23 protein-coding genes are annotated in these 24,689 nt (G+C 71.3%); 12 read left to right on the top strand and 11 right to left on the bottom strand.

The genetic code is table 11. The features are described from left to right. Nucleotides 1–165 precede the first annotated feature (165 nt). From H4F70_RS07365 to H4F70_RS07355, 3 genes are read right to left on the bottom strand one after another with little or no spacing between them, the layout of a single operon-like run. Complete coding sequence (locus tag H4F70_RS07365; RefSeq protein ID WP_182359681.1) at nucleotides 166–1,875, bottom strand: urease subunit alpha; 1,710 nt, start codon at nucleotides 1,873–1,875, stop codon at nucleotides 166–168. Between the two features lie 4 nt (nucleotides 1,876–1,879). After that, complete coding sequence (locus H4F70_RS20960) at nucleotides 1,880–2,374, bottom strand: urease subunit beta (protein ID WP_308316595.1); 495 nt, start codon at nucleotides 2,372–2,374, stop codon at nucleotides 1,880–1,882. Continuing rightward, nucleotides 2,371–2,673, bottom strand: coding sequence for an urease subunit gamma (locus H4F70_RS07355; protein ID WP_182345794.1), 303 nt, complete (start codon nucleotides 2,671–2,673; stop codon nucleotides 2,371–2,373). Before H4F70_RS07355 ends, H4F70_RS20960 begins: the two co-directional genes overlap by 4 nt. A gap of 428 nt (nucleotides 2,674–3,101) precedes the next feature. Here H4F70_RS07355 and H4F70_RS07350 point away from each other — a divergent pair, with 428 nt between their 5' ends. The 5 genes from H4F70_RS07350 (at nucleotide 3,102) to H4F70_RS07330 (ending at nucleotide 6,388) form a co-directional block, all read left to right on the top strand. Then, nucleotides 3,102–3,491, top strand: a complete 390-nt coding sequence (locus tag H4F70_RS07350; protein WP_182359680.1) for a BlaI/MecI/CopY family transcriptional regulator — start codon at nucleotides 3,102–3,104, stop codon at nucleotides 3,489–3,491. Next, a complete protein-coding gene (locus H4F70_RS07345) occupies nucleotides 3,488–4,459 on the top strand; it encodes a M56 family metallopeptidase (protein ID WP_182359679.1) in 972 nt (323 codons plus the stop codon). Before H4F70_RS07350 ends, H4F70_RS07345 begins: the two co-directional genes overlap by 4 nt. Before the next feature lie 323 nt (nucleotides 4,460–4,782). Continuing rightward, nucleotides 4,783–5,589, top strand: a complete 807-nt coding sequence (locus H4F70_RS07340) for a DsbA family protein (protein ID WP_182359678.1) — start codon at nucleotides 4,783–4,785, stop codon at nucleotides 5,587–5,589. 107 nt (nucleotides 5,590–5,696) lie between these two features. Beyond that, nucleotides 5,697–5,849 carry a hypothetical protein gene (locus H4F70_RS07335; RefSeq protein ID WP_182359677.1) on the top strand — a complete coding sequence of 51 codons (153 nt, stop codon included), beginning with the start codon at nucleotides 5,697–5,699 and terminating at the stop codon, nucleotides 5,847–5,849. Between the two features lie 89 nt (nucleotides 5,850–5,938). Further along, entirely contained in the window at nucleotides 5,939–6,388 is a 450-nt protein-coding gene (locus H4F70_RS07330) for a hypothetical protein (RefSeq protein WP_182359676.1), read from the top strand. On the opposite strand, the gene H4F70_RS07325 is transcribed toward H4F70_RS07330, so the two are convergent. Together H4F70_RS07325 and H4F70_RS07320 are read right to left on the bottom strand one after the other, a co-directional pair. Further along, on the bottom strand, nucleotides 6,310–6,693 hold the full coding sequence (locus H4F70_RS07325) for an FKBP-type peptidyl-prolyl cis-trans isomerase (RefSeq protein ID WP_182345802.1): 384 nt from the start codon (nucleotides 6,691–6,693) through the stop codon (nucleotides 6,310–6,312). The two genes, H4F70_RS07330 and H4F70_RS07325, sit on opposite strands and share 79 nt — an antisense overlap. 100 nt (nucleotides 6,694–6,793) lie before the next feature. Next, nucleotides 6,794–8,095 carry a citrate synthase gene (locus H4F70_RS07320; protein WP_182345804.1) on the bottom strand — a complete coding sequence of 434 codons (1,302 nt, stop codon included), beginning with the start codon at nucleotides 8,093–8,095 and terminating at the stop codon, nucleotides 6,794–6,796. Nucleotides 8,096–8,522: 427 nt separating this feature from the next. On the opposite strand from H4F70_RS07320, the gene H4F70_RS07315 reads away from it, so the two are divergent. The 3 genes from H4F70_RS07315 to sepH all read left to right on the top strand — a co-directional run bounded on the left by H4F70_RS07315 (nucleotide 8,523) and on the right by sepH (nucleotide 12,142). Further along, the gene (locus tag H4F70_RS07315; protein ID WP_182345806.1) at nucleotides 8,523–9,656 is read left to right on the top strand and encodes a citrate synthase 2; all 1,134 of its coding nucleotides are present in this window, start codon (nucleotides 8,523–8,525) and stop codon (nucleotides 9,654–9,656) included. A 44-nt stretch (nucleotides 9,657–9,700) separates the two neighbouring features. After that, entirely contained in the window at nucleotides 9,701–10,825 is a 1,125-nt protein-coding gene (gene serC, locus H4F70_RS07310) for a phosphoserine transaminase (protein WP_182359675.1), read from the top strand. A gap of 267 nt (nucleotides 10,826–11,092) precedes the next feature. Next, on the top strand, nucleotides 11,093–12,142 hold the full coding sequence (sepH, locus tag H4F70_RS07305) for a septation protein SepH (protein ID WP_182359674.1): 1,050 nt from the start codon (nucleotides 11,093–11,095) through the stop codon (nucleotides 12,140–12,142). 135 nt (nucleotides 12,143–12,277) lie between these two features. Here the strand turns inward: sepH and H4F70_RS07300 are convergent, their stop codons facing one another. Continuing rightward, nucleotides 12,278–13,426: an acyl-CoA dehydrogenase family protein gene (locus tag H4F70_RS07300; RefSeq protein ID WP_182359673.1), complete on the bottom strand. Its 1,149-nt coding sequence runs from the start codon at nucleotides 13,424–13,426 to the stop codon at nucleotides 12,278–12,280. A 187-nt stretch (nucleotides 13,427–13,613) separates the two neighbouring features. Between H4F70_RS07300 and H4F70_RS07295 the strand changes: the two genes are divergently transcribed. Both H4F70_RS07295 and H4F70_RS07290 read left to right on the top strand, forming a co-directional pair. Next, on the top strand, nucleotides 13,614–14,654 hold the full coding sequence (locus tag H4F70_RS07295; RefSeq protein ID WP_182359672.1) for a DUF222 domain-containing protein: 1,041 nt from the start codon (nucleotides 13,614–13,616) through the stop codon (nucleotides 14,652–14,654). Next, nucleotides 14,651–15,238 carry an HNH endonuclease signature motif containing protein gene (locus tag H4F70_RS07290; RefSeq protein ID WP_420883138.1) on the top strand — a complete coding sequence of 196 codons (588 nt, stop codon included), beginning with the start codon at nucleotides 14,651–14,653 and terminating at the stop codon, nucleotides 15,236–15,238. The genes H4F70_RS07295 and H4F70_RS07290 overlap by 4 nt, the downstream gene beginning before the upstream one ends. A 109-nt stretch (nucleotides 15,239–15,347) precedes the next feature. Here H4F70_RS07290 and H4F70_RS07285 read toward each other — a convergent pair whose 3' ends face one another. Genes H4F70_RS07285 through H4F70_RS07275 form a run of 3 tightly spaced genes read right to left on the bottom strand, consistent with a single transcriptional unit; the run spans nucleotide 15,348 to nucleotide 18,106 of the window. Then, nucleotides 15,348–15,647: a DUF2537 domain-containing protein gene (locus H4F70_RS07285; RefSeq protein ID WP_182359671.1), complete on the bottom strand. Its 300-nt coding sequence runs from the start codon at nucleotides 15,645–15,647 to the stop codon at nucleotides 15,348–15,350. Between the two features lie 47 nt (nucleotides 15,648–15,694). After that, nucleotides 15,695–16,528, bottom strand: a complete 834-nt coding sequence (locus H4F70_RS07280; protein WP_182359670.1) for a TrmH family RNA methyltransferase — start codon at nucleotides 16,526–16,528, stop codon at nucleotides 15,695–15,697. A gap of 60 nt (nucleotides 16,529–16,588) precedes the next feature. Further along, nucleotides 16,589–18,106, bottom strand: coding sequence for an NCS2 family permease (locus H4F70_RS07275; RefSeq protein WP_182345819.1), 1,518 nt, complete (start codon nucleotides 18,104–18,106; stop codon nucleotides 16,589–16,591). A 134-nt stretch (nucleotides 18,107–18,240) separates the two neighbouring features. On the opposite strand from H4F70_RS07275, the gene H4F70_RS07270 reads away from it, so the two are divergent. After that, the gene (locus H4F70_RS07270; RefSeq protein ID WP_182359669.1) at nucleotides 18,241–18,558 is read left to right on the top strand and encodes a DUF2530 domain-containing protein; all 318 of its coding nucleotides are present in this window, start codon (nucleotides 18,241–18,243) and stop codon (nucleotides 18,556–18,558) included. A 17-nt stretch (nucleotides 18,559–18,575) separates the two neighbouring features. Here the strand turns inward: H4F70_RS07270 and H4F70_RS07265 are convergent, their stop codons facing one another. Both H4F70_RS07265 and H4F70_RS07260 read right to left on the bottom strand, forming a co-directional pair. Further along, complete coding sequence (locus tag H4F70_RS07265; protein ID WP_235681384.1) at nucleotides 18,576–21,635, bottom strand: sacsin N-terminal ATP-binding-like domain-containing protein; 3,060 nt, start codon at nucleotides 21,633–21,635, stop codon at nucleotides 18,576–18,578. Next, entirely contained in the window at nucleotides 21,625–22,512 is an 888-nt protein-coding gene (locus H4F70_RS07260) for a DUF3027 domain-containing protein (RefSeq protein WP_182359668.1), read from the bottom strand. The genes H4F70_RS07265 and H4F70_RS07260 overlap by 11 nt, the downstream gene beginning before the upstream one ends. Nucleotides 22,513–22,829: 317 nt before the next feature. Between H4F70_RS07260 and H4F70_RS07255 the strand changes: the two genes are divergently transcribed. After that, nucleotides 22,830–24,620 (top strand): MFS transporter, encoded by a 1,791-nt coding sequence (locus H4F70_RS07255; RefSeq protein ID WP_182360231.1) that lies wholly within the window; start codon nucleotides 22,830–22,832, stop codon nucleotides 24,618–24,620. The last annotated feature ends 69 nt before the right edge of the window (nucleotides 24,621–24,689 follow it).

Below are 24,689 nucleotides of genomic sequence, written 5' to 3'. Positions count from 1 at the left end.
GCCGCGATGTAGTCCGGAACGGCGGTCGCCGGAACCCCCGCGCGCAGCCCCGGTTCCAGACCCGCCGAATACGCGTGCCCGCCGCCGGGCAGGCGCGCGTCGGTGAGCAGAAGGGCGCCGATCTGTCCGGTGCCCCCCGGACGGGTGGTGTGCACAGCCGCCCGCCTAGAACATCAGGTAGCGCTGCGTCAACGGCAGCTCTTCGACGGGCTCCGGCCGGACCAGCTCGCCGTCGATGCGGATGGCGAACGTCTCCGGATCCACCCGCAGATCCGGCAGGGCGGTGTTGTTGGGCATGTCCGCCTTGGTGATCCCGCGTGTGGGTCGGACCGCCGCGAGCCTGCGCGTGAGGCCCAGCCGCTCCTCGAGCCCGTTCTCCAGCGCCAGGGGCGAGACGAAGGAGGTGGCCAGGTGCGCCGCCTGCGGGGGCTGCGCCGCGATGGTGGGGCGCACGAGCACCGGTTGCGGGTTGGGCACGGCGCCGTTGGGGTCGCCCAGGGGCGCCGCGACGATGGCCCCCGACTTGAGCACCGCGTACGGACGCACCCCGAAGAACGCCGGGTCCCACAGGACCAGGTCGGCCATCTTGCCCGGCTCGATCGAGCCCACCTCGTGGTCGATGCCATGCGCCACCGCCGGGCAGATCGAGTACTTGGCCACGTACCGGCGGGCGCGCTCGTTGTCCGCGGGCATCGTCGACCCCAGCGGACCGAACTTGTTCTTCATCACGTGCGCCACCTGCCAGGTGCGGGTGACGACCTCGCCGATACGGCCCATCGCCTGCGCATCCGACGAGGTGATGGAGATGGCCCCCATGTCCTGCAGGATGTCCTCGGCCGCCATCGTCGAGGCGCGGATCCGCGACTCGGCGAAGGCGAGGTCCTCCGGCACCCGCGGGTTGAGGTGGTGCACCACGAGCAGCATGTCGAGGTGCTCGTCGACCGTGTTGACGGTGAACGGCAGCGTCGGGTTGGTGGATGCCGGCAGCACGTTGGATTCGCTCGCCACGACGATGATGTCCGGCGAGTGCCCGCCGCCGGCGCCCTCCGAGTGGAACACGTGGATGCCGCGCCCGCCGATCGCGTCGAGCGTGTCCTGCACGTAGCCGGTCTCGTTGAGGCTGTCGGCGTGCAGCGCCACCTGCAGTCCCAGCTCGTCCGCAGCATCGAGCGCGGCGTTGATCGCGGCCGGGGTGGCGCCCCAATCCTCGTGCACCTTGTAGCCGCCGGCGCCCGCCATCGCTTCCTCGCGGAGCGCGTCGGCGGAGACCGTGCTGCCCTTGCCGAACAGGATCACGTTGAGCGGGATCTGGTCGAGCGCGCGGTGCATCATGGTCAACGAGGCGGCGCCCGGCGTGACGGACGTGGCCTTGGACCCCTCGGTGGGGCCCGTCCCGCCGCCGGTCACCGTCGTGATGCCGGTGGCCAGCGCCTCGCGCATCTCGATCTCGGTCAGATAGTGCACGTGGGTGTCCATGGCGCCCGGGGTGAGGATCTTCCCCTCGCCGGCGATGACGTCGGTCCCCGGACCGATGTGCATGCCGTCGCCGATGCCATCCATGATGTCGGGGTTGCCGGCCTTGCCCACCGCGACGATCCGGCCGTCCCGGATGCCGACGTCGCCGCGCACGATGCCCCAGTGGTCGAGGACGACGACGTTGGTGATGACCAGGTCCAGCGCGCCTTCCGAGCGGAGCGTCATCCCCTGGCCCATCGACTCGCGGATGGTCTTGCCGCCGCCGAAGGTCGCCTCGTCGCCGCCCACGGTGTGGTCGTGCTCCACCTCGATCCACAGGTCGGTGTCGCCGAGCCTGATCTGGTCACCGGTGGTGGGCCCGTACAGCTCGACATACTCGCGGCGTTCAATACGGCTCACGTGATCACTCCTCGTCCGAATCCGGTGCGGCCGCGTCCAATCCGGCCGGGTCGGCATCGGTGGCGCTCTCCTCGCCCACCCGCATCCGCAGACCCTTGGCACGCGCCGGCTGCTCGACCTCGCTGCCGGGCTCGCCGAACGGGACGACGCGACGCGGACGATGACGCACCGTCGCGGGCTCGTTGCGCAGGTCGCGGATCTGCAGTCCCGCCACGAACCGGCGGCCGCCGAGCGCCACGAGCTCCACCGTGCGGCTCACACCCGGCTCCAGCCGCACCGAGGTGCCCGCCGGAACGTCCAGGCGGTATCCCTGCGCCTGCTCGCGGTCGAACTGCAGCGCCGGGTTCGCGTCCGGAAAGTGCAGGTGCGAGCCGATCTGGATGGGACGGTCGCCCTCGTTGACGACGACGAGGCTGATGCGCTCGCGGCCCACATTGAGCTCGATCGGCTCGGGGCGGGTGCGGATCTCGCCGGGAATCATCGGGCCGGGGGGCGTCACTGGATGGGCTCCGTGATCGTGACCAGTTTGCGACCGTCGGGGAAGGTCGCCTCCACCTGGATGTCCGGGATCATCTCCGGCACTCCGTCCATGACTTCCTCCCTTGTGAGCACGGACCGGCCGTCGTTCATCAAGTCCGCGACGCGGGCTCCCTCGCGGGCACGCTCGATGACCCAGCACGACAGCAACGCGATCGTCTCCGGATGGTTGAGCCGGACGCCGCGCTCGCGCCGGTCCCGCGCGACCATGCCCGCCACGCTGAGCAGAAGCTTCTCCGTATCGGATGGCACAAGCTGCATACGCACCTCTGTTTCACTCGACGAAGGCCACCGCTGCGCCCGGACGTCGACCGTCGGCACGCGGGGCGGTGCCGACGCCTCGGCGCCCGACGCGCCGCGCGCGAACCCACGAACCCGCGAACCGTAGTCCGGAACGCCGGTGCGGACCGGCGTGGATCCGGTGCCGCCCACGCTGCACGGAGCCCGTCCGGGCCCGGCCGCCCCGACTCTACATCGCCGTCACCGGACCGGCCGACCATCCACATCCCCGCCCGAGCGCCTTCGGTTTCCCGCCGCAGACCGGGCCGCACGGGCCCCCGTCGCCGGGGCGCACAGCTAGACTGGCACCGATCACGAAGTCGACCAGGAGAACGGATGCCGAGTCACGAGCAGATGAGCCGGCGGCCGTCGCACTGCCCCGGCGGCGCGGCGACCACGGTGAGGCCGCCATGGTGAGGTTGGGCGAACTCGAGTCCGCCGTGATGCAGGTGCTGTGGGCCTCGTCCGAGCCGTTGCGGGTGCGCCAGGTGCTCGAGCGCCTCGAAGCCCCGCGCGCCCACGCCTACACCACGGTCATGACCGTGCTCGACAATCTGCACGGCAAGGGGATGGCCGACCGTACGCGCGACGGTCGTGCCTACCTGTACCACGCGGCCAAGTCGCGCCCCCAGTACGGCGCGGAGATGCTCCGCGAGGTTCTGTCGTCGAGCGGCGACCCGGAGAACGTCCTGCTGCACTTCGCACAGTCCGCCTCCGACGAGGAGTCGGCGTTTCTCCGCAGCGCGCTGCGCAAGGCCGCCCGTGCGCGGCCCGCCGACACGGGGCGGCCGGCCACGTGATCGTCGCGCTCGGCCTGCTGGTCGCCATGCTCGTCGTGGGGTTCGGTGCGCCCCGGTACCTTTCCGTCACCGTGGCGCCGGGTCTGCACCCCCGCCTCGCGCTGGCCGCCTGGACCTCGTCCATGACCCTGGTCCTGGCCGCTCTGATCGCCGCGCCGGTGTCGATGCTGACCAGGCCCGGCCGCACCACGTTCGGCGCGGCCCACATGTGTCTGCAACGGCTGCGTGAGGACGGCACGCTGCCGTGGCTGCCCGCGGCACAGGTCGCGGCGACGGCGGCGCTCGGGGGCCTCGCGCTGTTCGTGCTGGTGAGCGTGACGCGCCGCCTGCGTGCGCGCCGCGCCTCCGTGCACCGGCTGCTGCTCGAGCTGGATCTGCTCGCGCATGCGCGCACCGCGCACCGCGGCTTCGCCGTCCTGTGGGTCGATGCCGATGAGCCGGTCTGCTACAGCGTGGGCGGGGCGAGGCCGACGATCATCGCGAGCGGGCATATCGACCGGCTGCCCGCCGCGGAACGCGCCGCTGTGCTGGATCATGAGGCGGCGCACCTGCTGGGACGGCACCATGCACTGGTGGCGCTCGCCGAGGCTGCGGCCGCGGCGCTGCCGTTCATCCCGCTGTTCGCACGGGCACCGGACGCCGTGCGCACGCTCGTGGAGTTCTCCGCGGACAACCGTGCGGCGCAGAGCAACGGCGCGGACACGGTCGGCGCCGCGCTCCTCACGGTGCACGACTTCGCCGCCGGCACGCCGCATTCGCCGCCTGTCGCCGGGCTGGCTCTGTCCAGGGACGCGGTGACGGCGCGCCTATGCTGGCTCGGCGCCTGCCCGGGACGCGAACACCGCCGCTGGGCCGCGGCGGACTACCCGCTCGCGGTCACCGTGGCCGCCGTGCCGGTCGTGCTTTCCGTCGCGTCGGCGCTGTGCGCAGCGACCATCGTGTGCCTGCGTCTGAGTGCACGAGCCTGAGCGCACGAGCCTGAAGCGTGCGCCGGCGCGTCAGACGGCGCAGGCCGGGCCGCAGTCCCGCCGGCGCTCCCCCGGGTCTCTCCGCTTCCCCTCTGCCCGCCTCCGGCGCTCCCACCACCGCACCGGGATCTCACGGCCGAACCACGGGTTGGCGATGATGACCGTTGGCACGCCGATCACCACCGTGTTCTGCACTCCGCACCGCATTTCCGTCCTTTTCGCACACCCCTGGACCAACTATGCAAGATAGTAACCGACTAGTTACTATGCAGCTTAGTAGTCAGGGGGCCGCCCCGACGACGCCGACAGCGGACGGAGCATCGATGGAACCTCAGCCGGACGACCGACCCGACGGCCACCTTGGACGGAAGAACGCACCGCGTACCCAGGCCGGGTCGACGCGCCGGCGGATCGAGGTCGCCGCGTTCGCCGTGATCGTGGTGATCGCCGTGGTCCTCGGCGTCGTCCTTTTCACCGGACAGGGCGATGACGATCCGGCCGGGCAAGCGGCGGGCCCCGCATCGATCTCGGAAGAGGATCGCGCCTCCGCCGACGGCGGGATCGGCCCCCTGGGCGACCTGGCACGCAGGACCGAGGGCGACCCGCTCGCAATGGGTGCCGTCGACGCACCGGTCGTCCTGGTCGAGTTCGCGGACTACCGCTGCCCGTTCTGCGCGAAGTTCAGCCAGGACATCGAGCCGACTCTCATCGACCGGTACGTCGAAAGCGGGCAGCTGCGCATCGAATGGCGGGACCTGCCCATCTACGGCGAGGAATCCGCCCGCGCGGCGCGCGCAGGGCGGGCCGCGGCCGCCCAGGGACGCTTCTGGGAGTTCAACTCCGCCCTCTACGCCGCCGCGCCGGAATCGGGCCACCCGGAGATGAGCCCGGAGCGCCTCCGCGGCTTCGCTGTCGCCGCCGGGGTGCCGGACATCGACCGGTTCATGGCGCAGATGAACAGCGACGACTTCGAGGCCCTGCTGCACGTCGACACGATGACGGCGCAGCGGCTCGGGATTCCCGCCACGCCCGCATTCTCGGTCAACGGTCACCCGATCCTCGGCGCGCAGCCGATAGACACCTTCACCTCGACGATCGACAAGCTCCTCGCCGGACAGGAGGGCGGGTGACGCCGGAGATCGGGCTGCTCGGCGCCCTCCTCGGCGGAGTGCTGCTGCTCCTCAGCCCGTGATCGGCGCTGCTGCTGCCGTCGTTCTTCGCCTACGCCTTCGACAGTGTGGGCCGTCTCGCCGCCCGCACGGTGCTGTTCTACCTGGGTCTCGCCACGGTGATGGTGCCGCTCGGCGCCGGCGTGGGCGCGTTCAGCTCCCTCGTCACCTGCTACTGTCGCTGGCGCTCGTGGGCGGTGCGTCGGCTGACGGCGGGCTGATCGGCGCGGTGTTCGCACTGGGCCCGGCGATCCCGCTGTTCCTGCTGGCGCTCCTGTGAGACCGATTCAACCTGGGGAACGGCCGCGTCTTGCGGGGCCGGGGGATCAGCATCGGGCCGCTGCGCACGCACACCACGGCGCTGGTGTCGGGCCTGTTGTTCATCGGGATCGGCGTGCTGTTCCTGCTCACCGACGGCACCGCGAACCTCGGCGGCATCATCGGCGTCGACGCCGACCAGCGCATTAAGACGATCGTCGGGGACGTCTCCGCCAGCGTGTCCACCACGGCCGTCGTGTTCGTCCAGCTCGTGAGCGCGCGCTCGTGCTCGGGTTCCGCCGCCTGCGGCGTCGGCATACGCGCCAGACCACCGGCGAACGCCAACACGGATATACGAATGGCCGCCGGCCCGTCGCCCCGGGAGCCGGCGGCCATCGAACGGATGCGAGGATCCGGCGAAACCTACTCCGGCTGCTCTTCCTCGGGCGTCCTCACTCCCAGCAGATCGATGACGAACACCAGGGCCCGGCCGGAAAGCTGATGCCCGGCGCCCGCAGGTCCGTAGGCCATCTCCGGCGGGATCGTCAGCTGCCGGCGGCCGCCGACGCGCATGCCGGGGATGCCCTCCTGCCAGCCCTTGATGAGTCCACGCAGCGGGAAGCGGATCGACTCGCCACGGCTCCAAGACGAGTCGAACTCCTCTCCGGAGTCGTACTCGACACCCACATAATGGACGTCGACGATGTCGCCGGCCTGGGCCTCCGGGCCCTCGCCCACGACGATGTCCTCGACGACCAAGTCGTTCGGCGGGGGCCCCTCCGGGTACTCGACCACTGGCTTGGTCATTGCGTCCACCTCTCGTCGTCGACGCTGCGACGTGTCTCGTTGCTGCTGGGTGTGCGGGAGCCTGCGGGCGTCCCTGCGCGCCTTTTCACGCGGCTACGGGCTACGACCGCTGCGACAGATCCACGTAGTCGCGGGACGTGTGGCCGGTGTAGATCTGGCGGGGGCGGCCGATCTTGGTCGCCGGGTCGTTGTGCATCTCCCGCCAGTGTGCGATCCAGCCGGGCAGCCGGCCCAGCGCGAAAAGCACTGTGAACATGCGCGGCGGGAATCCCATCGCCCGGTAGATCAGACCGGTGTAGAAGTCGACGTTGGGGTAGAGCTTGCGCTCGATGAAGTAGTCGTCGCTCAACGCGACCTCCTCGAGCCCCTTCGCGATACCGAGCAGCTCGTCGTCGGGCGCGAGCTTGTCGAGGATCTTGTCCGCGGTCTGCTTGACGATGGCCGCGCGCGGATCGTAGTTCTTGTAGACGCGGTGGCCGAAGCCCATGAGCTTCACGCCGTCTTCCTTGTTCTTCACCCGGCGCATGAAGTCTTTCGTGTCCCCGCCGGCCGCATGGATCTCGTCGAGCATCTCGAGCACCGCCTGGTTGGCGCCGCCGTGCAGCGGACCCCACAGGGCATTGATCCCGCCGGAGATCGAGGTGAACAGGTTGGCGTTGGACGAGCCGACCAGGCGCACCGTCGAGGTCGAGCAGTTCTGCTCGTGGTCGGCGTGCAGGATCAGCAGCATGTCCAGGGCGGCCGCGATCTCCGGGTCGAGATCGTACGGCTCCGCGGGCAGACCGAAGGTCATCCGCAGGAAGTTCTCCACCAGGCCCATCGAGTTGTCCGGGTACAGGAAAGGCTGGCCGACCGACTTCTTGAAGGCGTAGGCGGCGATGGTGGGCAGCTTGGCCAGCAGGCGGATCGTCGACAGCTCGACCTGTTCGGGATCGCCCGGGTCGAGCGAGTCCTGGTAGTACGCGGAGAGCGCGTTCACGGCGCTGGAGACCACCGGCATGGGATGCGCGTTGCGCGGAAAGCCGTCGAAGAACCGCTTGAGGTCCTCGTGCAGCAGCGTGTGCCGGCGGATCTGCTCGGTGAAGGTCTCAAGCTGGGACGCGGACGGCAGCTCGCCATAGATCAGCAGATAGCTGACCTCGATGAACGTGGAATTCTGCGCGAGCTGCTCGATCGGGTACCCGCGGTACCGCAGGATGCCGTTGCCGCCGTCGATGTAGGTGATCGCCGACGAGCACGACGCGGTGTTGACGAACCCGGCGTCCAGCGTGACGTAGCCGGTGTCCGCCAGCAGCGAGCCGAGCGCGACGCCGTCGTTGCCCTCGGCCGCACGCACAACGCCGAGGGGCTGCTCACCGCCCGGATAGCTGAGTACGGCTTTCTGGTCATTCTCAGCAGACACAGAACATCCCTCTCCGATTGGTGACTCAGTAACGTGGAAGTCCTCGGCCCGGATAACCCCTGTTGGAGCATCGGTTCCCGCCACAGAATCTAGTCACCCTCCGGCGGCGGCGCCCACTCAGGTCCGCGACCGGCACCCTATTCCACACAGGTCGATCCCGTGACCTGCACACTTTCCGCCAGCCTACCGCGCCGCGGTCGTACGCGGCCTACTCGCCGGTACCGCACGCCGCATTTCCGCACCGTCGCGCCGCACCCCCTGCCGGCCCGCCGCTCGCCCCGGACGGCACTCGGCGTGTGTCGTGCGTCATACTCGTGGGTAACGGTCGTGATCCGGCCGTCCCACCGGCTGTCCGCGCGGCCCGCCCCCTCGGGAACGGGGCGACGCCGCCCGACACCCGCGCAATCGAAGATCCAGGAGCGCCACTATGCCTACCGCAGCCGACCTCCCCGAGGGCTTCGCCGAGGGCCTCGAGGGAGTCACCGCCTTCACCACGGAGATCGCCGAGCCGGACAAGGACGGCGGCCACCTGCGGTACCGGGGCGTCGACATCGACGATCTCGTCTCCCACAAGGTCACTTTCGGGCATGCCTGGGCGCTGCTGGTCGACGGCAAGTTCGGGCCGGGCCTGCCCCCGGCCGAGCCGTTCCCGCTGCCCATCCACACCGGAAACGTCCGCGTCGACGTGCAGGCGGGTCTGGCGATGCTCGCGCCGATCTGGGGGTTCGACCCGCTGCTGGACACCACCGACGCCGCCGCGCGCGAACAACTCGCCCGCGCGTCGGTGATGGCGCTGTCCTACGTCGCCCAGTCGGCCCGCGGCATCTACCAGCCGGCCGTCCCGCAGACGGTCATCGACGAGTGCTCGACGATCACCGAACGGTTCATGGTGCGCTGGAAAGGCGAGCCGGATCCGCGCCACGTCCGCGCCGTGGACGCGTACTGGGTGTCCGCCGCCGAGCACGGCATGAACGCGTCCACCTTCACCGCCCGGGTGATCGCCTCGACGGGCGCCGACGTGGCCGCGTCGCTCTCCGGCGCGGTGGGCGCCATGTCCGGCCCGCTGCACGGCGGCGCACCGGCCCGGGTGCTGCCGATGATCGAGGAGACGGAACGCTCCGACGACCCCCGCGGTCTCGTCAAGGGAATTCTGGACCGCGGCGAACGCCTGATGGGGTTCGGCCACCGCGTATACCGGGCCGAGGACCCGCGCGCCCGCGTCCTGCGAGCCACCGCCAAGGAACTCGACGCGCCGCGCTACGAGGCCGCGGCGGCGCTGGAGCAGGCTGCCCTGGCCGAGCTACGGGAGCGCCGCCCGGACCGCGCCATCGCCACCAACGTGGAGTTCTGGGCCGCGGTGATGCTCGACTTCGCAGAGGTCCCGCCGCAGATGATGCCCGCCATGTTCACCTGCGCGCGCACGGCCGGCTGGTGTGCGCACATCATGGAGCAGAAGCGGCTGGGCAAGCTGGTCCGGCCGTCGGCTCTGTACGTGGGCCCCGGCCCCCGCGAGCCGGAGTCCGTCGACGGCTGGAGCGAGGTGTTCGGGAGCGCGGGCTAAACTCGGTCCCCGTACGGACCCCGACGACGAGGATGCTGCGACTCATGGCCGACCCCACCGCACTGATCATTCCGGACGATCTCACGCCTGCAGACGGCCGATTCGGCTGCGGGCCGTCCAAGGTCCGCCCGGAACAGCTGCACACGCTGGTCGAGGTAGGCGCCTCGGTCATGGGCACCAGCCACCGCAAGTCCCCCGTCAAGGACGTCGTCGCCCGCATCCGCAATGGGCTGCGTGAGCTGTTCTCGCTGCCCGACGGCTACGAGGTGGTCCTCGGCAACGGCGGCTCCACCGCGTTCTGGGACGCCGCGGCCTTCGGACTGATCCGCGAGCGCTCACTGCACCTGAGCTACGGCGAGTTCAGCTCCAAGTTCGCCAAGGTGGCCGCCGGCAACCCGTTCATCGGCGACCCGATCGTGGTCGAAGCGGACTTCGGATCGGCGCCGGTTCCCGCCGCCGATCCGTCGGCAGACCTGATCGCTTGGGCGCACAACGAGACCTCCACCGGCGTGGCGGTGCCGGTCCGGCGCCCGGAGGGGGCGGGCGACGCGCTCGTCGCCATCGACGCGACCTCCGGCGCCGGCGGCCTCCCCGTCGACATCACCCAGGCCGACGTCTACTACTTCGCACCGCAGAAGTCGTTCGCCGCGGACGGTGGGCTGTGGATCGCGATCATGAGCCCCGCCGCCCTCGCCCGCGTCGAGGAGATCAAGGCGTCCGGCCGCTGGACGCCCGAGTTCCTGTCGCTCCCGGTGGCCGTGGACAACAGCCGCAAGGACCAGACGTACAACACGCCGGCCCTGGCGACATTGCTGCTTCTGGCAGACCAGATCGAGTGGATGAACGCCGGCGGCGGGCTCGCCTGGACGGCGGCGCGGACCGCGGATTCGTCGTCGCGCCTGTACTCGTGGGCCGAGGCCAGCGCGTTCGCGACGCCGTACGTCACCGACAAGGCCCTGCGGTCGCAGGTCGTGGGCACCATCGACTTCAACGACGACGTCGACGCCGCCACCGTGGCGAAGGTGCTGCGCGCCAACGGGATCGTCGACACCGAGTCGTACCGCAAGTTGGGGCGCAACCAGCTCCGCATCGGCATGTTCCCGGCCATCGACCCCGACGACGTCACGCGGCTGACGCAGTGCATCGACTGGGTCGCCGAACGCCTCTGACACACCGGACGGCCCGGGCGACGCGCACGATCGCGCCTCGCCCGGGCCGTTCTCCGCACACCGAGCGGCCCGCGGACATCATCCGCCCCACCACACGCATCCACCTCACCACGCACATTCGTCCCGCATGCCGCATTCGGGTACGTTGGATACTCCAATAACTTGCGCCGCAAGCAAAGGCAAGGACCCCGGCGCGTGTCCTCCCCGCGCAGCGGTCTCGACTCGGTTACGCTCGCCCTACCGGAAGCTGCCACAGGAGGTCTACGCGTGCGAGAACTTCAAGTGATCGGCATGGATGCGGGCGGCAAGAACGTCCTCCTCCAGGTGAAGGGCTCCGAGGACCGCTTCTCCGTCCCCGCGGACGACCGCCTCCGCGCCGCCGCCCGCGGCGATCTCAGCCGCCTGGGCCAGATCGAGGTGGAATCGAGCAGCCAGTTGCGCCCACGTGAGATCCAGGCGCGCGTCCGGGCGGGCGCGTCGGTGGCGGAGGTGGCGGAACTCGCCAGCATCCCGGAATCCCGCGTCGAGCGCTTCGCGCATCCGGTGCTGCTCGAACGCGGCAATGCCGCGGACATGGGCCGCAAGGGGCACCCGGTACGGTCCGACGGCCCCGCCGTCCAGACCCTCGACGAGATCGTCGCCATCGTCTTTCGCGCCCGCGGGCTGGATCCTGAGTCCGGCGAATGGGACGCCTGGCGCACGGTGGACGGTGAATGGGTAGTGCAACTGTCGTGGTGGGCGGGCAAGTCCCGCAATGCCGCGCACTGGCGCCTGTACAAGGACGGCCTCACCGGCACGCTCAATGCTCTCGACGATGCCGCGACCGAACTGCTGGACCCCGACGTGAACCGCCCGCTGCGCCCCATCGCCGCGGTACCAGAGCCCCCGAGCGCGTCGCACGTCGGAATCCACGGCCCCGAGGTCGCTGCGCCGGCACACGCCCCGGATACGACGCCGGAGGCCGAGCCCGCCCCTTCCGAGCCCGCCTCGTCCCCGGACGACGCCGTCGCCGTCGAGGCCGTTGCGGGCGGCGCCGACGCGCCGGAGGACGGCCCCGGCGCCGCGCCCGGCACTGGGCAGGGGCAGGGCACCGAGCACGACCACGGGGGCGCGGAGCGCTCGTCCCGCCCCACCGCCGAGCAGGCCGGCGACCGCGAGGCCCGGGCCGAATCCGGTCCCCCCATCGACGAGGAACCCGAGGACGCGCTCATCCCGCACCCGAGCCCGCACACGCGCGGCAAGGCACGCAAGCACAAGCCGACGATGCCCTCCTGGGAGGACGTCCTGCTCGGCGTCCGCAGCAACGCCAACGGCTGAGAACACCGACCGCGGCCGGCACCCTGCGGGCCGGCCGTCGGGATCCGCCGGCACAGCATCCGGCCTCCGGTACCGAGGTGGTGTCCGGTATCGGAGGCCGGAGTCAATCCCCGGGATCCACGCGCCGCGGCAGGGTCAGACGTCGAGCGACCTACCGATGATCTCCTTCATGATCTCACTGGTTCCGCCGTAGATCCGGGTCACCCGCGCGTCGGCGTAGGCACGGGCGATCGGGTACTCCAGCATGAACCCGTACCCGCCGAACAGCTGCAGGCAGCGGTCCACCGTGCGCCCCTGCAGCTCGGTGCACCACAGCTTTGCCATGGAGGCGTCCACCGCGCTCAGCTCCTCCGCATTGAGCGACAGCACCGCCTGGTCCACATAGTGCTGCGCCACCTCGACCTCGGTGGCGATCTCCGCCAAGGCATGCCGCGTCGTCGGCAAGGAGCCCACCGAGTTGCCGAACACCTTGCGCTCACGGACGTAGTCCGTGGTCCAGTCGAACGCCGCACGGGCCGCTGCGACCCCCGCGACGCCGATCGACAGCCGCTCCTGCGGGAGGTTCTGCATGAGGTAGGCGAATCCCTTGCCTTCCTCGCCCAGCAGGTTCGACGCGGGTACCCGCACGTCGTCGAAGAACAGCTCCGCGGTGTCCTGCGAATGCAGGCCGAGCTTGGCCAGGTTGCGGCCCCGCTCGAAGCCCGCCATCCCGCGCTCGACCACGATGAGGCTGAGCCCCTTGTGCTTCTGGCTCGGGTCCGTCTTGGCCGCGACGATCACCAGATCCGAGTTGATGCCGTTGGTGATGAAGGTCTTCGAGCCGTTGAGCACGTACTCGTCGCCGTCACGGATGGCCGTGGTCGCGATGTTCGCGAGGTCCGAGCCCACACCCGGCTCCGTCATCGCGATGGCGGTGATGGTCTCTCCCGCGGCGATCCCGGGCAGCCAGCGCTGCTTCTGCTCGTCGTCGGTCAGTGAGAGCAGGTATGGGAGGCAGATGTCGTTGTGCAGCGTGAGCCCCAGGCCGGCGGCACCTGCGCCCGCGAAGGCGAACTCCTCGCCGATGATCATGTTGAAACGGAAATCGGGCACTCCCCCGCCGCCGAACTCCTCCGGCACGGCCATACCGAGGAACCCTGCGGCGCCCGCTTCGGTGAACAGCGAGCGCGGCACGATCTGGGCCGACTCCCACTCGTCTATCCGGTCCGCGACGTTGCGGGAGATGAATGTGCGCACGCTGTCGCGGAACGCATCGTGATCAGTATCGAAAATTGTCCGGCGCATACCCGGTGAGGTTAGTCGCAAGACCCCGCGCTCCGCAGCAGCGGCACCAGGCTCGACGGGTGCCGCCACCGCCCCGATGGGAATATCTGTTCTATGGTTTACGCACGAACCTTTGTTCGGGTACTGTAATGTGCGAGCCGAGGGGGGCGGTATGGAACGGTTTACGGGGGACTCTGCCGGCGGCGGGATGACAGCCGGCCTGTGGCGGCGCGCGGACGCGGATCTGCTCGGATCGATCGTGGACGACGCACAGGCGATGCACCGTGCCGAGATCTCTTCGTTGTGCAAGATCGCCGAGCTCGCGACGCGCGACTCCGCCCAGGGGCGGTTCACCAACATCGTCGATCATCTGACGTCCCACAGCACGCTCACGATCGCGAAGGCCCGCGCCGTGGTCACCTTCGCCATGCGCATGAACGAGCGCCCGCGGATCTTCGCCGCGGTACGCGGCGGCGAGATCACGAAGAACGCCGCGACGATGATCGTGAAGTTCCTCGACGATCCGCCGAAGGCGATGCCTGCGGACGCTATCGACCGTACGGAGAACGTGCTCATCGGTTACGCGCGCAACGCCGGCCACAACAGGCTCGCCGCGATGATCGATGGCATCCGTGATCACTACACCGCAGTACCTCAGGGCAAGAACCCGGATGGGAACGGTGCTGGGGGATCCGGGGACGGTGATTCCGAAGGCGGTGATACCGGCGGCGACCGCGCGACCCCGGCGGGCCCGTCATACGGCCAGGTCCGGCCGGAGAGCCGGGGCGCTGACGACACCGAACGCAACACCTTTTTCGTTTCACGCACGCTCGGCAACCGGTACGCAGTGCGCGGGGATCTGGATTCCGAAACAGGTGAGCGCCTGGTCACGGCACTCTCGCCGTTGTCGGCTCCGCGGCCGGAGCCGGACGGCACGCGCGACCGCCGCACGGCCGCCAAGCGCCGTGCCGATGGTCTCGCCGAGTTCCTGCGTCGCCACTCCCAGTGCGACGGGGCCGCGGCGGGCTCGCCGGCGCCCGAAGACTCCCCACGCACCCGCATCGCCTCGGAGACGACGTGGACTCCGGCGCGGGCCGGACACGCCGCTGCGGTGCCCCCACCACCCCCGGAGGGAGCCGCGGCGCCGGCCCACGCCGCAGCACCGGCCGGGCGGGTACACCCGGGTGCGGGCAACCCTCGGCCGCGTCCCATGACCTGGGCGGCGGCGCAGGCACCGGCACGACATTGAGCCTGCACATCGGTCTGCGCGACCTGGCCGACACCGACGACGACGCGGCCGCCCGGGCCGGGTTCATCGCCGAGGGGCGGTTCGAGGAGGTGTTCGACAACCTTCCGCACGGCATGACCGACTGGTTCGCCAACGTGACGGTCGGCGCGGCGCGACGCCTCGCGTGCGACGCGGCGATCACGCCGATCGGCGTGGACGGCCGGGGCATGCCGCTCAACGTGGGGCGCACCCGGAGGCTGGCCAGCCGGGCCCAGCGCCGCGCACTGGCGGCGCGCGACCATGGGTGCGCATTCCCCCGGTGCGACCGACCGCCCGCATGGTGCGTCGCCCACCACGTGTGGCATTGGGCGGACGGCGGTCCCACAGACCTGGACAACCTGGTCAACTTGTGTACGGAACACCACCGGGCCGTCCACCATCACGGGTGGACCGTCGTGATCGACGGGAACGACGGGCTGCCGCGGTTCCTGCCACCGGCACACGGCCGGTCGCCATCCCAGTGGGTGGGCCCCGACGGCAAGGCGCTCGGGCCGCCGCGCGCCGCAGAGCACTCATCGCACCGACCGCGGACCACCGTCACCTGAGGCCGGCTCCTCACAACGGCGGGGTGCCGCCGCGACGGCGCGCGTCCGCACACCATTGCAGGTGGCAGGCCAGGGCTGTTGCGGGGTCAGGGCTGTTGCGCGGCCAGAACTACAGTGCGAGCACGGCCAGCGCAGCCCACCCGAGGATAGCCCCCGGCACGACGCCCCACACGATCCAGCGCACCGTCGTGGCATGCCGCCACCGACGGACGGCGGGGGCCGCCGCGCCCACCACCACGACGTTGACGGCGATCGCCAGCCACGAGGACACGGCGCTCAACCCCAGGCCGACGACGGCGACGAACACCGCGGTCCAGGCGGCCATCATGGTCGAGGCCACCATCCCGGCGGCCGGATACCGCGCCGCCGCCTCCGTGCCGACCCGCCAATCCGCCGAGCCGCGATGCACCGATGCACCCCGCGGACGTTCGTGGACCAACTCCCCCGGCGTCCCCGTCACCTCGCGTCGGCCATCTGCATGCTCCGCAGGCGCTCGTAGAACGCGACCGCCGCCGCCGTGGCGACATTGAGGGAGTCCGTCCCCGGAGCCATCGGAATGCGCGCCCGCGCATCGCACGCGTTCATGGTGTGCTTCCGCAACCCCGGCCCCTCCGCCCCCACGAGCAGGGCCACCCGGTCTGTCGGTCCGCGGTCGTGGAGCACCTCGGTGAGCATGGGAACCTCCGGATCCGGGGTCAACGCGACCACGGTGAACCCCCGCGACCGCACCTCGTCGATTCCCGCCGGCCACTCGGGGATGTGCGTGAACGGGAGACGCAGCACGTGCCCCATCGACACGCGCACCGCGCGCCGGTAGAGCGGGTCCGCGCATCGCGCACCGAAGAGGACGGCGTCGATCCCCAGCCCCGTCGCATTGCGGAACATCGACCCGATGTTCTCGTGGTCATTCACGCCCTCGAGCATCGCTACCGTGCGCGCTCCGTCGAGCACCGTGTCGAGGTGAGGTTCCGGGGCCCGGCGCGCGGCGGCGAGCACCCCCCTGTTCAGGTGGAACCCGATGCACTCGTCCATGACCTCGGTGGGCACCCGGTAGAAGGGGACGTCGACCGCGTCGAGGGCGCTGCCCAGCTCCTGCAGCCGCCGGTCCACTCCGAGCAGAGAGTGCGGCGCGAACCGCGACGCGATCATCCGCTGCACCACGAGCACGCCCTCGGCGATCACCAGTCCCTTGCCCCCGGGCAGGTCCGGCCGCCGATCCGAGGAATTGAGGTTGCGATAGTCGTCGATCCGCGGATCGTCGGCGTCGCTGATGTCGATGACGTTGACCACCGCACCATTGTTCCGCAGCCCCAGGCCCGGACGCCGCCCGCCCCTGGACCGCGCGCCCGCTCAGGTCACGGCGTCCGTGATCGGGCCGACCGCGAAGTACGCGACGAATGCGATCGCCACCAGCCACATCAGCGGATGCGTCTTGCGGGCTTTTCCTGTGGCCGCGGCCAGCACCACCCACGTGATGAAGCCGACGCCGATGCCGTTCGCGATCGAGTAGGTGAACGGCATCGTCACGATGGTGAGGAATGCGGGCAGCGCCACGTCGAACCGGCCGAAGTCGATGTCCTTGATCTGGCTCATCATCATGGCGCCGACCACCACCAGCGCGGGCGCCGCGGCCTCGAGCGGAACCACCTCGTAGAGCGGCGTCAGGAACATCGCGGCGATGAACAGCAATCCGGTGACGATGTTCGCGAGCCCTGTTCGGGCGCCGTCGGCGATCCCCGACGCCGAGTCGACGAAGACCGTGTTCGACGACGCGGAGCCGGCGCCGCCCGCGATCGCGCCCGTCCCCTCGACGATCAGCGCCTTCCCCATGCCGGGCAGGGTGCCATCCTTGTCGGCCAGGCCCGCCTCCTTGCCCAGCCCCGTCATCGTGCCCATGGCGTCGAAGAAGTTGGCGAGAACCAGCGTGAACACCAACAGCGATGCCGAGAGCACGCCGATGCGCGCGAATGCGCCGAAACTGAACTCCCCCACCAGGCTCAGATCCGGCAGGCTGGCCAGCGTGCCCGGGATGTCCGGCACCGACATACTCCAGCCCTCAGGGCCGGTGCTCGCGGAGGACCCGATGTGCCAGATCTGTTCGACGATGAAGGCGAGAACCGTGGTGACAACGATGCCGATCAGCAGTCCGCCGCGCACCTTCCGTGCGACGAGCACCCCCATCAGCAGCAGTCCGAAGACGAACAGCGCGGTCGGCCAGGAGGCGATCGACCCGTTGATGCCCAGCCCCACCGGAACCGTGGTGTTGGCGGAGTCCGGGATGCGCCGCACGAAACCCGCATCCACCAGGCCGATGAACGCGATGAACAGTCCGATGCCCACGGCGATAGCCGATTTGAGCTGCGCGGGGATCGCATTGAACACAGAGGTCCGGAACCCGGTGGCGGCGAGGATGACGATGATGATGCCGTCGATGACGACCAGGCCCATCGCCTCCGGCCAGGTGACCTGCGGGACGATGGAGACCGCCAGCAACGTGTTGATGCCCAGCCCTGCCGCGAATCCGAACGGATACTTGGCGATGAGCCCGAACGCGATGGTCATCACGCCCGCCACCAGCGCCGTCACCGCGGCAACCTGCCCGACCGGAAGGATGTTGCCGAGCACGTCCTTGTGCGCCGCCGCGTCGTCCTCGCTGAAACTGCCGAGGATCAGCGGGTTGAGCACGATGATGTACGCCATGGTGACGAACGTGACGACGCCGCCGCGGATCTCACGCGTGTAGGTGGAGCCGCGTTCGGTGATCTTGAAGAAGGCGTCGACGGCGGGCAGCCGGCTCGGAGGTTTCGGCGCGGCGCCGCTGCCGGATTCCGCCGCGGGCTCCGCCTGCGCTGCGTTGTCGTCTGCCATGCAGAGCAGGATAAGTTATTGGACGTCCGATACCCGCGCTAAAGCCCGCGTCCATGACGTTCCTCTCATCGCCGCGCGCTGCCGGAGGCGGCTGACGTCCGGACGGCAGCCGCCGCCCGGGTAGTCTCTGCCCCGTGACCGACCAGCAACCCGGCGCCCCGGACGAACCTCACGCACCGCGCACCGCTGCGGCGCCCACCGGCGCCGACGGTGCGCCGGAACGGCCGACGCTCCCCGCCGCCGCGCTGGATCCCCGGCCCGTCGTCGCCGCCGGCTTCGGCGCCTGGATCATCGCGACCGTCCTCATTCTCGCCACCCAGGGAACCTCGGCGAGCGCGCTCCCGGTCTGCTACGCGGGGCTGGTCATCGGCGCGCTCGGCACCGCAGTCTTCCTGGTGCAACGGCGTGGCGCGCGGTCGGGGCGCAAGGGCGCCCAGCAGGGCCTGACCTGAGTTCCGCGCCGCGGGCGTCAGCCCCGCTGCGACGCGGCGACCCCGGCAACGGCCGCCTGCCATGCCCCGTCGGTGTGCACGGTGCCCTCGCCGTCGATCCACCAGGGCACCGTCGCCTTGCGCAGCTCCTCGCCCTCCACCTCGACGTGCACGGCGAGTCCGTCTTCGTGCACCACCAGTGCCCCGTGCGGCAGCTCGACACCGGCTTGCACCGCAGCGACGACCGCGCCGGGCTCCGCCTCCCAGGTGCTGCGCCGTCCGGACGACGTCACCGACACCCGTACCGCCCGCGACGCCGTCTCGACGTCCAGCAGATCCGCCAGCGCGCCTGCGCGGGCGACGGTGCCCACGACCGATCGCCGCTGCGGCACCACCGCCGCGAGCCAGGGACGGTCCAGTACGAGTGCCTCCGACGCGGCCACGACGCTGCCGTCCACCGCGCGCACGAAGTCCGGCGGTGCGAGGTCGTCCAGATCGACCATCCCGTCGTCCAGCGCCTCGGCCAGCAGCCGGTGCGCGTGCACGATGACCGCGGGACTCGGCGTGCGGGCGGGGTCGGCGAGCCGCCGGATCAGCGTCCGGGCCAGCCCCACGCTGTCCACCGTTCCGCGGGCGAGGACGCCTCTGCCCATCGCCGCCCGCAGATCCCCGGATGGCCCCGCCGAGTGTGCGGCGGATGCTTCCGGCCCGGGAAAGACGTCGAGGAGCCCCTCGAACGTCGGGTCGTCGCCCCGCAGGGCAGCGACAGGGGTCACGCCGATCTGCGCGTGCCGACGCAGCCACCACGCGGTGTAGCCGTCGCGATCATCGAGCAGCGGCCGGATCCGCGCATCATCCGCCAGCACCCGCAACGCCGCACCCCATCTGTGCGGGTCCACCAGGTCCAGGTCTCGCACGGCGACCAGAGTCTCGGGTTCATCGTCCAGAGCCGACCACCAGGCGGTTTCCTCGTCCAGGTCGTGATCGGGACCGGTGGGCGCGTCATCGCGCACCACGCTGAATCCCCAGCCCACGCCGACGGCGCGAACCGTGTCGATCCCATACTCGTCGACCACGCCCGCCTCGAGTATGCCGAACGGGGAATCCTCGACGAGCACCTCCGCCAGCGGCGCCCCCGGCGCCAACAGCTCGTCGGCCGCGCGCAGCTCGCCGCACGCATCCGGCAGCGGGAGCATCCCGAGCCAGTCCGGCAGAAACTCCGGCGACCCGTCCCCCGCCGCGGAGAGGCGCACGAGCCGGAGCACCGCGTCCACGAGGCCGCTGACTCCCTCCGCCGCGCCGCCGGCCGGAGTGTCGCGGTCGCCTGCCGGAAACTCCCCGGTGAGCGCCGATTCGAGCTCGTCTTCGACCGCGGCCCGCAAAGCCGGGTCGGCCAGAAGTTCGCCGGTGCCGGTCTGTGCGGCGCCGAGGCGGAGCAGCAGCCCGTGCGCCGCTGCCGGATGGACGAGCCGCACCCAGGGCAGCACCGGGACGGCGCTCGCGTCCGGGTCGACGCCGGCCGAGGCCCCGTCCGCCGGAACCCGGCCCTGCGCGTCCGCGGGCAGGTCGTCGCCGATCACGACGGTGCGGGGGCCGGTGACGGTGCGTCCGTCGGCGAGGGGAACCGGTAGCGCCCCGAGCTGGTCGAGTACCGCCGAGTCCGCCGCCAGCGGTGCCAGGGCCGCGTACAGTCGCCCCCACCATGACGGCGGCCGGTCCACGCCGGTGAGCAGCTCCACCAGCCCGGCCGCGTCGAGGATCCGCACCCCATACGGTGCGAGGAGCGCCTGCGCCCGCGGTCCCGAGAACTCCGGCACCACCAGAGAGTCGACGGTGTCGCGCAGCACCGATGCGAGATCGCCGGTGAGGCCCGGGACGATGATCGCCGTTCCACCGGCCGCGTCGCGGCCCTGCACGGTCGGCAGCCATCGACGGGTGCGGAGCGCCGCGGTGATGTCGTCGCGCACTCGGGCGTCGACCGGCCCTCGCGGAAAACCGACTTCCGGCACCAGGCGCAGCCTGTCGCCCGCCGGCGCCGCACACACCAGGTCAGGGTAGTGCGACGCCGCGGCGCTCAGTTCGGTACCGGGCATGAGCCGGCGACGGTCGGGGGCCATCGGCGCGTCGACGATGAGCAGCGCGGGCAGCGAAAGTTCCTCGTCGGACCGGGTGGGCGCCCGCACCACGTCCGGCCCCCCGGCCACCACTGCGCCGGCCTCCATCCGCACGAGCCACCGGGCGCCCGGCACGGACGCCTCGAGCCACGTCGCGACGCCGCCCGCCGAGTCCCGGATCCGGCGGTAGCACAGCACCGCACCCTGCACACCGTCCCCAGCGGTTCCGTCGCGTGCGCCGGTCCCGATCGTCTCATCGACGCGCGTCCACCGTCGGTCGCCGACCCTGATGGCGGTGAGTGCCGGCAGTTCCAGCAGCAGCTCGGGCGCCTCCGTGCAGAACGACTCCGTCACTGCGGCGGGGTCGACACCCGTGTGCAGACCGACGACCACCTCCGTGTCCGCACCCGCCTGCGGCGCGGTCGACGACGGCCACGGCAGCCGCAGCATCGGCACACCCTCCGCCGGTTCCGTCACCCCCGCCTCCGCGAGTGCGGCGCGGGTGCACTCCGCCGAGAACACGATGCCGCCGTGCCGCGACCGGATCTCCGCGCTGTCGCCCAACGCCGTCACCGCGGTGAAGCCCACCCCGAACCGGCCCACGCCGCCGGTCTTCTCGGACGCCCGCAGCGCGCACAAGGTGGTGACCCCGGCGCGACTCAGCGGCTCACCCGTGTTGGCGACGCGCAGCTCATCACCGTCGCGACCGGACTCCACCGCGACGGTGAGCTCGCCCGCGACCCCCGCCTCCGCGGCCGCGTCCGCGGCGTTCTGGGCGAGTTCGGTGAGGACGCGGTCCCGGTATCCGCCGCGGCGGAGATCCGCCTCCGCCGCGGCGTCCTCCCGGAGCCGCGTCGGCGAGCGCCGCCACGATTCCAGCGTCGCGTCGCGGAGGTCCGCGGTGTCGAACGGGTCATCCGGATCGAACGGGTCCCCTTTCCCCGGCGGGGCGTCCAGGCGACCCGCTACGCGGTCAGTCGTCACTGGTCCCCGTGGACGGCACCCCGTGAGCCGCGCCGGACGCGGGGGCGGCGTCGTCGGCCTGCCCGGGCGACTGCACAGTCACAGACTCGAGCGCCCCGTCGTCATACGGCTCGTAGGCGGGTGAGCCGGCGCCGGCGGGCAGCGAGGTGTCCGAGTGCGCACCGCAGCCGTAGTGGGCGTGCACCACCGTGCCGTCTGCGGCGAACTCGTTTCCGCACACGCCGAACTCCCCGTGGAGCGCCCCCGCCAGCGGAAGGTAGAAGCCGCACCCGTCGCACGTGCCCGGCGCCGCCTTGGCCATCCCCGAGCCCGGCCCGTGGTCGCCGTCGTGCCAGCGCTGCGCGGCGAGATCGCGCCCCTCACGGCTCATCACCTGACGCCGGCCCAGCCCGACCTCCCACGCCACCTCGTCGATCTCCGGATCGCCGTTCGCGACGTAGCCGGGAACCAGGCGCGGGTCGTCGGCGGGCGGGGGCAGAAGGTCGCCGGGGCCGAGGTCGCCGGGACGCACCCGCTCCTCCCACGGCGTCCATTGCGGCGCGACGAGCGCATCGACCCCCGGAAGCAGTGCGATCTCGCTGACCGTCGCCTCATCCGAATCCGGCGCGGCCGCGACCACCACAACCCACTGCCATCCGCGGTATCCCTGGATGTCCGCGGCGAAGTAGTGCGATGCGGACGCATCGTCCTCGCCCACCGTGGCGAGATGCTCGCCCACGGCGCCCTCGCCGAGCTCGACGACCGCGGCGCGCGCGAGCGTGACCGCCTCCGCGAGCACGGGCGGCACGTTCGCCGCGGCGGAGTCCGCAGCGTCCGCGGACGCCGCGACGGCACGATCACCTGCAGTGGGATAGTCGACGGAATTCACAGCCCCCATTTTGCCGTATGGCCCCGAGTCCGTCACGGCGGCCGCCGCCTGCCGCCCCGCACGGCGGTGGGCACCGTCACATTCGGGGACATTCCGGGCCGCCCCTGTCGGCGCGGTGCGCGCGTCTGGGGAAGAATCGACACGTGACCGAAGACGATCCACGCCACCGGCCCGGGTGGCCGCACAGGCGACCGCCACGCGACGGCGGCCCGGACGGCCACGGTGACACCGCATACCCGCACACGCCGCTCGACGGGCGGAGTGTCGGCACCCCCGACGGTACGGAGTACATCCCGTACACGCCCTCCGCGCCCCGCCACCCGGGGATGGCGAATTACCCGACCCACCCCGACCCGTACTCGGGGGACGGTGCGCACGGCGCCCGCGGGGACGATCCCGGCACCCACGATGGGCATCCTGGACTCCCCCACCGCGCGCCCCGACCCCACCGTCAGGACCCGCCGCGCCGCCCGCCTCTCCCGCCACTGCGCGGAGACGACGCGGCAGGACGCACCCGCGCATTCGACGCCCCCGACACGCCGGGCGACGCCGACGAGGTCCGCGCGCCGCACGCGGACGGTTCCACCGACGACGCGGACCGGGACCGGCAGGGCGGCGCCCGCGGCGGACGGCGCGGCGGGGGCCTGCCGCGCAAGATCACCGTCACCCGTGTGGCGGCCATGCGCAGCCGCCAGCTCACCGCCCAGGGGATCGCCTCCGTGCGCCGCGCGGCCAGCGCGGACGGCGCGGACAAATCCGGACTCACCGCCCTCATCTGGGCGTACATGGCCAACTTCGCCTGTGACGCGGCGTTGACAGTGGCCCTGGCGAACACGCTGTTCTTCTCCGCGGCCACCGGCGAGTCGAAGACCAAGGTGGCCCTGTACCTGCTGGTGACGTTGGCCCCGTTCGCCGTCATCGCGCCGTTGATCGGCCCCGCACTGGACCGGATCCAGCGCGGACGCCGCATCGCGCTCGCCTCCTCCTACGGGGTGCGGGTGGTGCTCGCGATCATCCTCGCGCTCAACTTCGACTCGTGGGTGCTCTACCCGGCCGCCCTCGGCATGCTGGTGATGAGCAAGTCGTTCTCCGTCCTCAAATCCGCCGTCACGCCGCGCCTCCTGCCCCCGGACATGGACCTGGTGCGCGTCAACTCCCGGCTGCAGATCTTCGGCCTGGTGGGCGGCACCACGGTCGCGGGCGCGATCGCCGGGATCGTGGCGTTCGCGACCGGGTCGTCGGGCGCGCTGTGGCTCACGGCGGTGTTCGCCCTCGGCGGCGCGTACCTGAGCATGCGCATCCCCGCGTGGGTGGAGGTCACCGAGGGCGAGATCGCCACCACCTTCACCTACCACGGCACACCCGCCCCCGCCGCCGCACCCGACCTGGAAGGCCGGCCCGGCGCGACGGCACGCGACGGCACGCGACGCCGCCGCTTCGGACGCGGCAGGTCCGCGTCCTCCACCCTGCGCCAGCCGTTGGGCCACAACATCCTCACCGGGCTGTGGGGAACCGGCACGATCAAGGTCCTCATCGGTTTCCTGTTCCTGTACATCCCGTTCGTCGCCAAGGCGCACGCCGACGAGGAAGGCCTGCTGGGCCTGATACTCACGGGGATGATCGCGGTCGCCGCCGGCGCCGGCAACGTCGCGGGCAACGCGGCGGGCGCACGGCTCACACTGCGTAAGCCCGCGACTGTCGTGCTCTGGTGCACCGCGGCCGCATTCATCGCCGCGGCCTTCGCGGCCGGCACGCATGTGCTCGCGACCGTGGCGCTGGCCGCGCTGCTCGGCAACATCGCCAGCGCGCTGGCCAAGGTTTCGCTCGACGCCGCGATCCAGCAGGACCTCCCCGACCGGTCCCGGGCCTCGGCCTTCGGGCGTTCGGAGACGATCCTCCAGCTCAGCTGGGTCCTCGGCGGCGCCCTCGGCGTGCTGCTGCCCACCGACTACTGGATAGGGTTCACGGTGATCTCGTGCATCCTGGGCGTGGGGCTGATCCAGACCGTGCTCATATCGCAGGGCAGGTCGGTGATCCCCGCCTTCCGGGGCCGCAGGCCCGACACCGTCGCGCCCGAGGTCGCAGCCGACGGGTCACGGTCATCGCCCGCGGGCTGATCCGGATCTCCGGCCCCGGGCGGGCATCGGACGACGGACGCCCGACGCAGAACGGGCGCGTTTCGCAGG

This window comes from Tomitella gaofuii, assembly GCF_014126825.1.
GTDB lineage: Bacteria > Actinomycetota > Actinomycetes > Mycobacteriales > Mycobacteriaceae > Tomitella > Tomitella gaofuii.
Note: the sequence above shows the minus strand (reverse complement) of the source record. Positions and strands in the feature narration are given on the sequence as shown.